The sequence below is a fragment of the Brevibacillus sp. FSL K6-6036 genome, assembly GCF_037964015.1.
GTDB classification, from domain to species: Bacteria; Bacillota; Bacilli; order Brevibacillales; family Brevibacillaceae; genus Brevibacillus; species Brevibacillus borstelensis.
Genome location: NZ_CP150173.1, coordinates 1622222 through 1636481 on the forward strand (window position 1 = coordinate 1622222; position 14260 = coordinate 1636481).

Genomic DNA, 14260 nt, shown 5'->3' on the forward strand with positions numbered 1-14260 from the left:
AACGAATCCCGCAGAAATAGGAAAACCCCCTCATTATGAGGGGAAAATTTTGGGGTGCGAGCATATTTACTGTGACAGCTTCGACTCCAGAGGCCCATTCAAAAAGCGCTTCGTCTCGGCAACGACCACACCGGAGAGTCCGATCAGGCCGATCAGGTTGGGCACTGCCATCAAGCCGTTCATGATGTCGGAGAGCGTCCAGACCAGATCGAGCTTCATCGTTGCTCCGACAGCGACCATGACTACCCAGACGAATCGGTAGTATTTGGCAGAGCCTTTGCCGAACAAATATTCAAAGCATTTCTCGCCGTAATACGCCCACCCGAGGATGGTGGAGTAGGCAAACAGGATGATGGCAACGGCCAGCACGTAGCTGCCGGCTTGACCGAAGACGCTTTGGAAGGCGTAGGTAGTCGCTTCCACGCCAGACATACCGGTGGACCAGGCTCCCGTAGTGACCAAAGCAAGCCCTGTGATCGTACAGACGAGAATCGTATCGATAAACGTTCCTGTCATGGAAACGAGCGCCTGCTTGGCCGGTTCGTCTGTTTTTGCCGCCGCGGCTGCGATCGGTGCGCTGCCCAGACCGGCCTCGTTGGAGAAGACACCCCTGGCAACCCCTTTTTGGATCGCCATGGCTACGGTCGCTCCCAAAAAGCCGCCTGCAGCCGAAGTGCCGTTAAACGCTCCGTGTACAATGTCTGCCAATGCCTGCGGTACTTGCCCCGCATGAAAGAGCACGACAATGATTCCGGCAACGATATAGAAAAGGGCCATAAACGGCACCATGACGCCGGTGACCTGTCCGATCTTTTTTACGCCGCCGAGGATGACAAAGGCGGTAAAGGCAGCCAGCACAATCCCCGTTGCGACCGGAGGGATCGAGAAGTTCAACTGTACCGCTTCAGCGACGGAATGGGACTGGACCATGTTTCCGATCCCGAAGGAAGCCATTGTTCCAAACAGGGCGAACAAAACAGCGAGCCATTTTTGCTTCAACCCTTTCTCCAAATAGTACATCGGTCCGCCGGAAAAAGTGCCGTCAGCCTGCCGGATGCGGTACTTGACAGCGAGAATCGCTTCGGCGTATTTCGTCGCCATCCCGAACAGAGCTGTGATCCACATCCAGAACAGAGCACCCGGTCCGCCGACCGCGACAGCCGTGGCCACCCCGGCGATATTTCCCATCCCGATCGTTGCCGCAAGCGCGGTCATCAGCGCCTGAAAGTGGTTGATGTCCCCAGCCGCTGTTTGCTCCTGCTGCTTCCCAAAAGCGAGGCGCAGCGCATACCACAGCTTTCTGAACTGCAGCCCTCGAAGGCGGATCGTCAGCATTACCCCAGTGCCGACGAGCAGTATCAGCGTAGGCAGTCCCCACACAAATCCATTCACCATTTCCAACCATTGCATAAGCATGTCCATCTCGGTTTCCCCCTTGCTGTTTTTGAAGAGAAAAAGAAAAAACATTTCACCCGAAAATGAAATGTTCTCTGGAGACGGTCGCAGGACGTACAAAATTACGTAAATAAGAATACAAAAAACCGGCGGCAAACCGCATTTGTTGATGGGCGCAGAAAAGTTTAGCAACATGTAAAATGTTCAACCTTCTGCAACACATAAAAAACTTCGTCATACGAAGAACGAATATCTTCGAGAGAACTGACAGCAAAGCTTTTTATCGACAAATTACTAACCGTTTTTGTATAAGTCCAAGCGTCCACTCTGTCCTTTTACCTGAGAGATTATTCGCCGCGGCGAATTTGCTCCTTCGGTGCCCAATCCTCTTTTTGAAAAAAGAGGGAGTCTCTCCAGAGGCTCGTCCCCATGCAGTTTTACTAGTTTCCTAGACCTGAGAGTTTCGGGAAGGTTCCCTTGCCCCGTCGGTAGACATCTGTCTTCTCCTGAATGGTTCATCCGAACGATATGTGATTTATAAATCAATTATAAGGAGCGAAGCGAGCTTGTCAATGGATTGAAAAAAATTGATCGATCCCCCGCTTCTGGCAGTTCTTGGTCTATTCGACAGCGCTGAGCAATACGTTATATCAATGATGAACATGCCGCCCGAAGCGTCGTGTCAAAAAGAGACAACCTGTGCAAGAGCTGCCATCGAAACGATGCCCCGCCGGGCTGCAAGGGGGGAGTTTTTCATGCTGCATATCGTCGCCTGTATCAAACAGGTGCCGGACACGAAGATCATCAAGATGAACCCGAAGACAAATACGATGGACCGTTCCAGCGCGCCTGCCATTTTGAATCCGTACGATGCGCATGCCGTGGAGGAAGCTGTCCGCTTGAAAAAAAGGTACGGGGGAACAGTTTCCGTCCTGACCATGGGGCCTCCGCCCGCTGTCAAAGCGATCCGGAAATGCATCGAGATCGGTGCGGATGAGGGGTACATGATTACCGACCGGGCCTTTGCCGGGGCAGATACGCTGGCCACCAGCTATGCGCTGACGAAAGCCCTCGAAAAAATCGCCAAGGAAAAGCCGATCGACCTGATCATCTGCGGAAAGATGACGATCGACGGGGATACTGGCCAGGTAGGACCGGGCATTGCCAGACGGCTCGACATCCCGCCTTTGACCAGCGTGAAAAAGGTGGTCGAGGTAAACAAGCAGCAAGGCTATGCCATCGTCCACCGCAAGCTGGAGGACGGCTATGAAGTGATTCAGTCCGCTTTGCCCTGCCTGTTTTCGGTGGAAAAGGAAATCAACGAGGTACCCTATTCGCCGCTGCCCAACATGCTTCGCGCCGCACGCTACCAGCCCGTAATCTGGGCGGTCAGCGATCTGGAGGACGTCGACAGGACGCTGCTGGGTCTCAAAGGCTCCCCGACGATTGTGGCCAAGGTCTGGCCTCCGGAAAAGCCAAAAGGCGGCGAAATGCTGGAGGGATCGGCACAGCAGCAGGTTGAGCGATTGATGGAAATTTTGCAGCAGAAACAAGAGCTCTTTGCAGGGAAGGAGGCACGGGCATGAATCTGGACGAGTACAAAGGCGTGTGGGTATTCCTCGAACACCAGGACGGGAAAATCGTGCCTGTCTCCCTGGAGCTTTTGGGAGCGGGGCGAAAGCTGGCAGACAAGCGGGGAGTACCCCTGGCCGGCATACTGATTGGAGAGGGAGTTCGGCAGTTGGCCGCGACCGCGTTTCACTACGGTGCCGATACGGTCTATCTCTACGATGATCCCGTTTTCCGGGATTACCGGACCGAATCGTACATGCGTGCAGTCATTGCTTGCGTAGAAAAGCACAAGCCGGAAACGATCCTGTACGGTGCGACCTCGACGGGCAAGGACCTCGCCAGCGCGGTTGCCACCGATCTGGAGACAGGGCTGACTGCGGATACGACGATGCTCGATGTGGATGAGGCGACAGGGCTTTTGGAAGCGAGCCGGCCCGCATTCGGCGGCAACATCATGGCCACGATTCTCTGCAAAAAGCACCGGCCGCAAATGGCCACGGTGCGGCCGAAGGTCATGAAAGCGCTCCCGATCGACACCAGCCGCAAAGGAGAGCTCATCGAGGAATCCATCCCGTTGCGGGAGGAAGACATTCGGACCAAGGTGCTGAAGATCGTCCGGGAAACGCAGACAAAAATCCGCCTGGACGAGGCTGACATTATCGTCGCAGGGGGCAAGGGGCTCGGCAGCAAGGAAGGCTTTCAGCTCATCCATCGCCTGGCCGAGGCGATCGGAGGCACTGTAGGGGCGAGCCGGGATGCCGTCGAGGCGGGATGGATCGATCACGCCCACCAGGTAGGCCAAACCGGGGTGACAGTCACGCCCAAGCTGTATGTTGCCATTGGCATTTCCGGAGCGATCCAGCATCTGGTCGGCATGCAGAACTCCGGCCTGATCATTGCCATCAACAAAGACCCGCAGGCACCCATTTTCCAATCCTGTCATTACGGCATTGCCGGGGATGCATTCGAGATCGTTCCGATGCTGATCGACGCGTTCCAGGTGACGGCTGGCAAGGAGGTACAGTATGGCGGAAAAATTTGATGTCATTGTCGTGGGAGCGGGGCCGGCCGGTACGTCCTGCGCGTATACGCTGGCAAAGGCGGGTGTCAACGTCCTGCTCCTCGAGCGGGGCGAGTATCCGGGCTCCAAAAACGTGATGGGCGGCGTCTTGTACCGCAAAATGATGGAGGATATTATCCCCGGCTTCTACAAGGAAGCGCCAGTCGAACGGCCGATCGTGGAGCAGCGGTTCATGCTGCTCGATGAAAAATCCGCCGTCACCTTTAGCTACAAGGGCCTGGAGTGGGGAGAGGAGCCGTACAACAACTTCACCGTCCTTCGGGCGAAGTTTGACCAGTGGTTTGCAGAAAAGGCGGTTCAGCAGGGAGCCCTGCTCGTCAATGAAACGGTTGTGACTGAGTGTCTGGTTGAAAACGGGAAGGTCATCGGGGTGAGGACAGACCGCCCGGACGGCGATCTGTTTGCCGATGTGGTCGTGCTGGCTGACGGGGTAAACTCCCTTTTGGCCAAATCGCTCGGCTTTCACAAGGAGTTTCGCCCGGACGAGGTGGCGCTGGCGGTCATGGAAGTGCTCAAGCTCGACCGGAAAATCATCGAAGACCGCTTCAGCCTGGAGCAGGACCAGGGCTGCACGTTTGAAATCTTCGGCGACGCGACCAAAGGAATTCTCGGAACAGCCTGGCTCTACACCAACAAGGACAGCCTCAATATCGGCGTCGGCGCGATGCTGTCCGGCCTGATCAAGAACAAGATCAAGCCGCATCAGCTACTGGATTACGTCAAGAAGCACCCGATCATCCGGCCGTACATTCAGGGAACGGAGCAGCAGGAATACCTGGCGCATCTGATTCCGGAGGGAGGCTACCGCTCGATCCCGAAGGTCGTAGGCGATGGCGTGATTGTAGTGGGGGACGCGGCTCAACTGGTCAACGCGATTCACCGGGAAGGCTCCAATATGGCGATGACTTCAGGGGTGCTGGCGGCAGAGGCCATCCTCGAAGCTAAAGCTGCGGGAGACTTTTCGGCTTCCATGCTCGACTCTTACCGGCAGAGGCTGATGGACAGCTTCGTTGGACAGGACATGAAAAAATACAAGGATGCCACGCACCACTTTGAAAAGTACCCGCATTACTTCGAGAATTACATTCCGCTCATGAACAGGGCCGCCAGCCAGATGTTCACCGTCGATGGCAGCTCCAAGTGGGAGAAGCAAAAGAAAATCTGGACGGAGCTTGGCTCCGCCAAAGAAAAGTGGAAAATGGCCCGCGATCTGATGCAGGCTTGGAGGGTGATGAAGTGATGAAGGAACTGCCCAAAGGTCAATCGATCGAGGAAAAGCAGTACCTGGTCCGCTTCAAGGCGGATACGGAGTCGCACCTGCACGTATTGGATACGGATGTATGTGCCACAAAATGTCCCGACAAGCTGTGTACGATTTTTTGTCCGGCAGAAGTGTACAAGTGGGAAGAGGTGCGAATGCATGTGGGATACGAAGGGTGTCACGAATGCGGAAGCTGCCGGATCGGTTGTCCACATGAAAACATCAAATGGGTATACCCCAAAGGCGGACACGGCATCATCTTCAGATTGGGGTAACAGGCGATGGATGATGTTTAAAGTGGACGAAGTCGTGACGTACGCGGGTGACGGGGCGAGGGGAATCATCCTGGACATAAAGGGAGAGCAGTATCTGGTCATGTGGGAGGATACATTCGTCAGCTTGGAGAAGGCCGAATGCCTGCGCAAAGAAGGAGCAACCGAATAACTGGGCCAATGGGTGCCCCTTTTTCCCCGGTGCTGGGGGAAAAGGGGTGCTTTTCATTTTTGTTAGAATTTATTTCACCTATTTTAAACAAATTGTTCACCTATTAATAAAAATAGGGTAACCTAATACTAATTGGTCACAATCTATGGAACAGCCTGAAGCGTAGGAATTAAGCGAAAATTCAACGTCCTTCGACTTGTCGGAATGGTTGGCACGCATCTTGCAATAACTCGTTTATATAGCAACTCCATATTTCAACACCAAAGGAGATTAGTCATGAACCTGGTAGCCAACGTATACCGGGGGGATGCGGTAGAAAGCACACACCTCGGTCATGTAGCTGTCGTCGATGCAAACGGAAACTTGCTTTATTCCTACGGTGATCCTCATCGCCAAACCTTCGCGCGTTCCAGCATGAAGCCGATCCAGGCGATTCCGGTCATTGAGACGGGAACAGCGGACAAGTTTGGACTGGAACCAGCCGATCTGTCTCTCTGCTGCGCTTCACACAGCGGCGAGCCGCGTCACCGCTCGCGGGCGATGGAAATGCTGATACGCGCCGGACAGCCGGAAGAAATGCTCCAATGTGGAACCCATGTGCCTCGCGACGAGGAAAGCTATAAGGAACTGATCCGTGCGGGCAAGCCATTGACCCCGATCTACAGCAACTGTTCCGGCAAGCATGCAGGGATGATCGCTACAGCTGTACACATGGGAGAAGAAGTAGCCACGTACCATCTGCCTGAGCACCCCGTGCAGCAGCGCATTTTGGATGCAGTTGTCGATCTGACTTCCTATCCAAAAGGCAAAATCGTTCTGGGAACGGATGGTTGCGGCGTTCCTGTTCACCGCCTGCCACTGGCCCACTACGCCTGGGCGTACGCCAAAATGGCAAGGCCCGACGTGATCGAAAATCCGACTCGCCGTCAGGCGGTTGCCCGGATCACCGATGCGATGATTGCGCATCCGGAAATGGTCGGCGGCAATAACCGCTACTGTACCGATTTGATGACGGCCTTTGCCGGACGAGTGTTTGGCAAGGCAGGTGCAGAGTCCGTATACTGCCTGGGCGACCGTCAAACAGGCATCGGCATCGCTGTGAAGATCGAGGACGGTGGACCGCGCGCTATATACGCGGTGGTCAATGAAGTGCTTCGCCAGCTCGGCATCGGCACGGACGGTCCGCTTGAGAAGCTCGCAGAGTACACCAACCCGATCGTAAAGAACATGAGCGGAAAGGCAGTAGGCCGTATTGAAACTGCCTTTACCCTGCACGCAAGCAACACTCCACTGGGCGTGTAAAGGCTCGTTGCTTCCTGACAGCCGTTTACGCATATATACAACAAGCATAAAAAAGGGGGAAATCCTGCGATGAATTTGCGCAAAGGATGGAAAGTACTGAGCACTTCCGCTTTGCTGCTCTCGCTGGTGCTGACAGGCTGCAGCCAGTCAGCAGCACCGGCAGATCCAGGCAAGCAGCAAGCGGGGGAAACGGGAGGACAAGCAGACGCTTCGGCCAAGCTTCGGTTGAACCTGAAGACGGAGCCGCCTTCTCTCGATCCGCCGAAAGGGTTTGACAGCACCTCCAACGAAGTGCTGAACGCAACGATGGAGGGCCTTGCCCGCCTGGACAAGGATCACAAGCCGCAGCCGGCGATGGCCGAGAAGTGGGAAGTGAGCGAAGACGGAAAAACATACACCTTTACGCTTCGCGACAGCAAATGGTCCAATGGCGATCCGGTAACGGCGCAAGACTTTGAATACGCGTTCAAGCGCATCGTCGATCCGAAGAACGCATTCCCGTCCGCATTCCTGGCTTACTACATCGAGGGAGCCGAGGAGTTCAACAAGGGCGAAGGCACAGCCGACGGCGTAAAAGTCAAAGCAATCGATGAGAAGACACTGGAAGTAAAGCTGAAGTCTCCTGCGGGATTTTTCCTGCACATCCTGACTCAGCCAACCTTCTTCCCGGTTAACAAAAAAGTGGTAGAAAGCAATCCGAACTTTGCTGCGGAAGCATCTACTCTCGTGAGCAACGGACCGTTCAAAATCACCGAATGGGTACATGATCAATCCGTCAAAGTAGAAAAGAACGAAGGCTACTGGGATAAGGATTCCGTGAAATACGCGGGCATCGATTGGGTCATGGTAAACGACGAAAACACCCAATACCAAATGTACAAAACAGGCCAATTGGACATGATCCAAACCGTGCCAAACGATATGAAAAAGCAACTGATCGATTCTGGCGAAGCGAAAGTGGAACCGGAAGCATCCATCTACTACTACCGGATGAACGTCAAAATGGAGCCGTTCCAAAACGCAAACATCCGCAAGGCATTTGCACTGGCGATCGACCGTCAGGCTCTGATCGACAACGTGGCACAAGGAAAACAGCTTCCGGCACTGGCGCATATCCCGGTCGGCTTCCCTGAACCGGACGGCCGCGATTTCCGTGAAGTCGGCGGCGATTTCATCAAGGACAACGATGTAGAACAGGCAAAAGCGCTGTTGAAAAAAGGGATGGAAGAAGAAGGCTACACGACTCTTCCGCCGGTTACTTTGACGTACAACACAAGCGACGCCCACAAGCAGATCGCGCAAGTACTGCAAGAAATGTACAAGAAAAACCTGGGTGTTGATGTAAAGCTGGAGAACAAGGAATGGAAAGTGTTCCTGGCCGACCAGCGCGCCCGTCAATTGCAAATCTCCCGTTCCACCATCCCGGCTGATTACGGCGATCCGCTCAACTACCTGGAGCTGTTCGTGACCGATCATCCTGGCAACCGCATCAACTACAGCAACAAAGAGTACGATGCGCTGGTAGAAAAAATCCGCAATACGGCTGACGAAAAAGAACGCTTCCAGCTGATGCACGATGCCGAGAAGATGTTCATGGACGATATGCCGCTTGTGCCGATCTACTTTGGTACCAAAGTGTTCATGGATCAGCCGAATGTAAAAGGCATTATCCGTCACCCTGTTGGAACGCTTGACTTCAAGTGGGCCGAAATTTCGAAAAAATAGTACGATAGTGAGGACAAGGGCTTGCAATCCCGCCCTTGTCCTCACTATACATCTTGGAGCGGGTACTCATGGAAAAAAAGACTGTAACCTTTGTTGCGAAGATGGACGAATTTTTACAATCCGTGGTTAGTCAATGCCATGAATTGGGCATCTCGCAAGACTTTCATATCGAAGGTCGGCGGGTCGACCAGCTGCCTTACCGGCCGATTGCCGAAGGTTCACTGGTTGTACTCTCCACGAAAAGCATCTACGAACAGGTGGAGCCGTATTTGCCGCAAGACTCCAGGGCGATCGTGGCAAAGCGGATGCTGCCCTATCACAACCTGCGGGAAATGCTGGAGATACCAAGAGGTGTGAAGGTACTGCTCGTCAGCGATACGGCCGAGACGGTGGACGAAACGATGAGGCTTTTGATCGCATCGGGGATGGACTTTGAGCTGTATCCGTATTACCCCGGATCTGATTATCCGCTGGACATTGACATCGCCGTAACGCCGGGCGAGGCCGAGCATGTTCCTCCGACGATTCGCAAGGTCGTCGACATCGGCTTTCGGGTCATCGACTTGTCTACGTGGTTGGAGATTTACGCCCATTTTGACAACGGGAATTTCCAAAAGGTAACAGCCCGCACCATGCAGTCGCTCATTTACATCACGAAGCAGTTGAACAATGAAATTCTTCATGCCCGCCTGCTGCAAATGTATCTGGAGGGTATTGTCAACCGGATTGAAGACGCAGTCATCGCTTTGGACGAGCAAGAAGTCATCCGGTTTATCAATCAGAAAGCCATCGATACGCTTCATTTGCACGGACCGGGTGTCCAAGGGGAGAAAGCGGCCGTTTGTCTGCCGGAAGACTTTATGGAGACGGTTCGCGACTGCGACGAAAATGAAGAAGTGCTCGTGGACTGGGCAGGCCGGACTTACTTTTTCCGAAAAATGCACATCGTCATGGAAGGACGCTATCTGGGGAGTCTGCTGTTGTTTCGGAAGGCAGCGGAGATCGAAAAGATGGAGCACGACTACCGGTTGCGCTTGTACAGCAAAGGCTTGATCGCCAAGTACAGCTTTGACGAAATTTACGGCAAAAGCCAGTCCTTTCAACAGGTCATCCAGATCGCCAAAAAAATTGCCAGAAGCAATTCCACCGTGCTGCTGCTCGGCGAAACGGGAACAGGCAAGGAATTGCTGGCACAAGCCATTCACAATGCCTCCCCGCGAAAACGGGAGCCGTTCGTCGGCGTAAACTTTGCCGCGATTTCCGAATCGCTTCTGGAAAGCGAGCTCTTCGGCTACGAGGAGGGAGCTTTTACCGGGGCGAGAAAGGGCGGACACATCGGCTGGTTTGAATTGGCGCACAAAGGGACGATTTTTCTCGATGAAATCGGGGACGCAAGCGGAGCGATCCAAAATCGGCTGCTGCGGGTGCTGCAAGAGCGGCAGATCATGCGCGTAGGGGGCAACAAGGTAATCCCGATCAACATCCGGGTCATCGCCGCCACAAATCAGGATTTGCAGCAAATGGTCAAAGAGGGAAGGTTTCGGGCCGACTTGTATTACCGGCTCAATATTTTGCCGATTCATTTGCCGCCGCTGCGAAAACGGGCGGAAGATATTCCGTGGTTGGTAGACGCATTTATCCGTCGTTATTGTGTAGATTTGAGACGCCCTCCTTTTACCCTGTCGCGCGAAGCTTTGAACGCCATGCAGGCGTACGACTGGCCGGGAAATATCCGCGAGCTGGAAAATGTCGTGGAGTATTTGGCACACGTGGTGGAGGAAGAGGTTTACGCGTATCATCTGCCCTTTTTGCAGACTGCAGCCGTTGTCCCGTTGGAAGCAGATGGCTTGCAGCATGAATGTGAAGAAGTCTATCAGGCGTACGAAAAGCGCGGGTTTCTGCTCGAAATGACCGCCATTCTTCAAGAGCTGTCCACGGCAGGAGGCGGGAGATACGCACTTCAGGAGCAGCTGCGCGAGCGAGGAATCGACTTGACCACGCAGCAGCTGCGCTACCGTCTGAAAATGCTTCAGCAGGATGAATTGATCCGTGTCGGCAAGGGCCGGCAGGGCAGCAGTATCTCATCAAAGGGAGAAGCGTTTCTCGCCTTTTGCAAGTAAAGCTACCGGATAGGGAGGAATCGAGATGAGCGGAAACTGGAAAGAAGCGGCTGTAGCGCAGAAAGAGAGTTATCTGGACAAGCTGATTCCGTTTTTGTCAATCAACAGCATTGAGGATTTGACGACCGCATCTGAGGGCAAGCCGTTCGGCGAGGGTGTCGCTCAGGCGCTTGAATACTTGCTCAAGCTGGGCGAAGCGGACGGTTTTGCCACAAAAAATCTGGATGGCTACGCCGGATATGTGGAGTACGGCGAGGGCGAAGAGGAAATCGGCGTTCTCGTGCACGTCGACGTTGTAACGGTTGGCGAAGGATGGACGACGCCGCCGTTTGAGCCCGACATTCGGGACGGCAAAATTTACGCCCGGGGGGCAATTGATGACAAAGGGCCCGCATTGGCTGCGTATTTTGCCCTGAAGCTGTTGAAGGACTCCGGGCTCCCGATATCCAAACGGATTCGCCTCATTATCGGCACGGATGAAGAGAGTGGCTGGCTCTGCATGCAGCATTACACCAAGGTAGAAAAGCTGCCGGAGGTAGGCTTTTCCCCGGATGCATCCTTCCCTATGATTCACGCGGAAAAGGGACAGATCAATCCGACGCTGGCGATTGCGCCGCGCATTGCGTCTAATGACTCGTCGTCTTGGAATTTGCTCTCGTTTGCTTCTGGCGACCAGGGGAACAGCGTACCGGAAAAAGCGGTTGCCATCGTTTCTCTGCCGGCCGCCGCGGATAACGAACAAGCCATTCGGGATCTGCAAGAGAGCTTTCAAAAGCATCTTTTCGCACATGGAGCCACAGGAGAGGTGATTCCGGGCGGCGACGGTTCACTTCGCTTTTTTGCCAAAGGCTTGCCTGCCCACGGCATGGAGCCGTTCAAGGGAAAAAATGCGGGGACAATTATGGCAAGCTTCCTCAATCGCCTGCCGTTCGCCGGATCTGATCGAACTTTCCTGAATCTGTTGTCCGATGTTTTGCATGAGGACTACTACGGAGAAAAGCTCGGTCTTGCCTGCGCCGACGAAGCTACAGGGCGCTTGACCGTCAATGCCGGCATCCTGACCTATGACCGCAACGAAGGCGGCTCTGTCAGACTGAATATTCGCTACCCTGCGACGATTAATCCGGAAGAGTACGTTGAAAAACTGAAGGAACGGGCCCCGCAGCTGGACGTCACGATAGCCAGCCTGAGGACGTCGCGCTCCCATTACGTACCGAAGGATCATCCGGTCATCCAAACACTCTCCCGCGTCTACACCAATCATACGGGAGAGGAAGCGACACTGCTTTCGTCCGGCGGTGCAACCTATGCCAAATCGCTGAAAGCAGGAGTCGCATTCGGCCCTCTCTTCCCCGGAAAGAAATCGATGGCTCATCTCACCGATGAGTACGCAGAGATTGACGACTTGCTCAGGGCGATGGCTATCTACGCGGAAGCCATGTACGAACTGGCGAAATAACATCATGGAGGTTGAGCCATGTCCCATTACCTCGTAAAACGCGTTCTGATGATGCTGCTCACACTGTGGATCATCGTGACGCTGACGTTTTCTTTGATGCATGCCATCCCTGGTGATCCGTTTGCTTCCGAATCGGATCAGCTCCCGGAACAAATTTTGGCCAACCTGCGCGCCAAATACAACCTCGATGAGCCGTTGCCCGTACAGTATGTGCTCTATTTGAAAAACCTCGTCATGCTTGACCTCGGTCCATCGATCAAGTCAGACACGCGCGGCGTAAACGATATGATCGCCGACGGATTTTCCGCTTCCGCTACCTTGGGGGCGCAAGCGATTGTCATTGCAATATTTTTCGGGATCACCTTTGGAATCATCGCAGCGCTGAACCGAAACAAATGGCTTGATTACGCTGCGATGGCGATAGCCGTCCTAGGCATTGCCATTCCGAGCTTTATCATGGCGCCGCTCCTGATCAACTTTTTTGCGATCAAGTTTCCGATCTTTCCGGTCGCAACGTGGGGCACCTGGATGCATACGGTTCTGCCGTCGCTCGCCTTGGCTTTCGGGCCGCTGGCGATCATCACCCGTTACATGCGGGCCAGCATGATCGAAGTGATGAACCAGAACTACATTCGCACCGCAGAAGCCAAAGGTGTTCCTACCTTTGCGCTTGTGGTCAAGCACGGCATTCGCAACGCGATCCTGCCGGTCGTCACCTTCTTGGGACCGCTTATCGCTTCGTTGATTACGGGAACGTTCGTGGTGGAGAAAATCTTCGCCGTTCCGGGCATCGGGAAATACTTTGTGGATGGAATCTTTAACCGCGACTACCCGGTAATTTTGGGAACGACGATTTTCTACAGCTCCATCCTGATCGTAACGATCTTCCTGATCGACTTGGCGTACACCCTGATTGACCCGAGAATTAAGCTGACGAACAAGGAGGGATAACCAGTGGCGATGGAACAACGTATCGATCCGCTGTTCCGACCGCTTTCCAAGCAGTCGGAAGCCCATGACATATCCATGCGCCCCAGTCTGACAAATGTTCAGCAAGTGGTGCGCAAACTCGTAAAAAACAAACTGGCCATGCTCGGTCTTGCGATCATCCTGCTGCTCGTGGTGATGGCAATCATCGGTCCCCATCTGGTGCCTTACAGCGCATCGGATCAAAGCCTGCTCACGAAAAACAAGCCGGTGTCGGCAGAGCACTGGTTCGGAACGGATGATCTCGGCCGGGACATGTTCGCCCGTACCTGGGCCGGAGCCCGCATCTCCCTCACGATTGGCGTAGTTGCCGCTCTGATCGATTTGATTATCGGCGTGACCGTCGGCGGTATTGCCGGTTACATGGCCGGCAGAGGAAAGCGGGGTGAGCGGATCGACACCATCATCATGCGTGTGATCGAGGTACTGTACGGGTTGCCGTATCTGCTCGTCGTCATTTTGCTGATGGTCGTGATGGAACCGGGGATGCTCACTATTATCATCGCGCTCTCGGCTACCGGCTGGACAGGGATGGCGCGGCTTGTGCGCGGTCAAATCCTCCAGTTGAAGAACCAGGAGTTCATCCTTGCCTCTCAAGTGCTGGGAGCCAAGTTTTCCCGAATTTTGTTTAAACATCTGATTCCCAATACGATCGGTGTCATCATCGTCAACCTGACCTTTACGATTCCGTCTGCGATTTTCGCGGAATCATTCCTCAGCTTCCTGGGCCTGGGCGTGCAAGCGCCGGACGCAAGCTGGGGAACCATGACCAACGATGCGATGGGGGTTATTTTGACAGGCGACTGGTGGCGGCTTTTCTTCCCTGGCCTGATGATTTCACTGACGATGTTTGCGTTTAACGTATTTGGAGACGGCTTGCAGGATGCACTTGATCCGCGTCTGCGCGAGTAGGA

Annotated in this window: 12 protein-coding genes and 1 riboswitch; of the genes, 11 read left to right on the forward strand and 1 reads right to left on the reverse strand. The window is 54.1% G+C overall.

Annotation, left to right across the window (positions count from 1 at the left end):
* Nucleotides 1–66: 66 nt before the first annotated feature.
* The gene (locus NST37_RS08120; RefSeq protein ID WP_024984461.1) at nt 67–1422 is read right to left on the reverse strand and encodes a sodium:alanine symporter family protein; all 1356 of its coding nucleotides are present in this window, start codon (nt 1420–1422) and stop codon (nt 67–69) included.
* A 290-nt stretch (nt 1423–1712) separates the two neighbouring features.
* A riboswitch (glycine riboswitch) is annotated at nt 1713–1822 on the reverse strand.
* 328 nt (nt 1823–2150) lie between these two features.
* Between NST37_RS08120 and NST37_RS08125 the strand changes: the two genes are divergently transcribed.
* The 11 genes from NST37_RS08125 (at nt 2151) to NST37_RS08175 (ending at nt 14258) form a co-directional block, all read left to right on the forward strand.
* Nucleotides 2151–2981 carry an electron transfer flavoprotein subunit beta/FixA family protein gene (locus NST37_RS08125; protein ID WP_003387698.1) on the forward strand — a complete coding sequence of 277 codons (831 nt, stop codon included), beginning with the start codon at nt 2151–2153 and terminating at the stop codon, nt 2979–2981.
* A complete protein-coding gene (locus NST37_RS08130) occupies nt 2978–4009 on the forward strand; it encodes an electron transfer flavoprotein subunit alpha/FixB family protein (RefSeq protein ID WP_003387695.1) in 1032 nt (343 codons plus the stop codon). Before NST37_RS08125 ends, NST37_RS08130 begins: the two co-directional genes overlap by 4 nt.
* The gene (locus NST37_RS08135) at nt 3993–5288 is read left to right on the forward strand and encodes an FAD-dependent oxidoreductase (protein ID WP_339186551.1); all 1296 of its coding nucleotides are present in this window, start codon (nt 3993–3995) and stop codon (nt 5286–5288) included. Before NST37_RS08130 ends, NST37_RS08135 begins: the two co-directional genes overlap by 17 nt.
* Nucleotides 5288–5584 (forward strand): 4Fe-4S dicluster domain-containing protein, encoded by a 297-nt coding sequence (locus tag NST37_RS08140; protein ID WP_003387692.1) that lies wholly within the window; start codon nt 5288–5290, stop codon nt 5582–5584. Before NST37_RS08135 ends, NST37_RS08140 begins: the two co-directional genes overlap by 1 nt.
* A 10-nt stretch (nt 5585–5594) precedes the next feature.
* Entirely contained in the window at nt 5595–5753 is a 159-nt protein-coding gene (locus NST37_RS08145; RefSeq protein ID WP_339186552.1) for a hypothetical protein, read from the forward strand.
* Between the two features lie 276 nt (nt 5754–6029).
* Entirely contained in the window at nt 6030–7055 is a 1026-nt protein-coding gene (locus tag NST37_RS08150; protein WP_039069887.1) for an asparaginase, read from the forward strand.
* 69 nt (nt 7056–7124) lie between these two features.
* On the forward strand, nt 7125–8780 hold the full coding sequence (locus tag NST37_RS08155) for a peptide ABC transporter substrate-binding protein (RefSeq protein ID WP_003387689.1): 1656 nt from the start codon (nt 7125–7127) through the stop codon (nt 8778–8780).
* A gap of 68 nt (nt 8781–8848) precedes the next feature.
* Nucleotides 8849–10900 (forward strand): sigma 54-interacting transcriptional regulator, encoded by a 2052-nt coding sequence (locus NST37_RS08160; RefSeq protein ID WP_024984463.1) that lies wholly within the window; start codon nt 8849–8851, stop codon nt 10898–10900.
* Between the two features lie 25 nt (nt 10901–10925).
* Nucleotides 10926–12359, forward strand: coding sequence for a dipeptidase PepV (gene pepV, locus NST37_RS08165; RefSeq protein ID WP_024984464.1), 1434 nt, complete (start codon nt 10926–10928; stop codon nt 12357–12359).
* A gap of 18 nt (nt 12360–12377) precedes the next feature.
* Nucleotides 12378–13310 carry an ABC transporter permease gene (locus NST37_RS08170; protein ID WP_024984465.1) on the forward strand — a complete coding sequence of 311 codons (933 nt, stop codon included), beginning with the start codon at nt 12378–12380 and terminating at the stop codon, nt 13308–13310.
* Nucleotides 13311–13313: 3 nt separating this feature from the next.
* A complete protein-coding gene (locus NST37_RS08175; RefSeq protein WP_003387683.1) occupies nt 13314–14258 on the forward strand; it encodes an ABC transporter permease in 945 nt (314 codons plus the stop codon).
* The last annotated feature ends 2 nt before the right edge of the window (nt 14259–14260 follow it).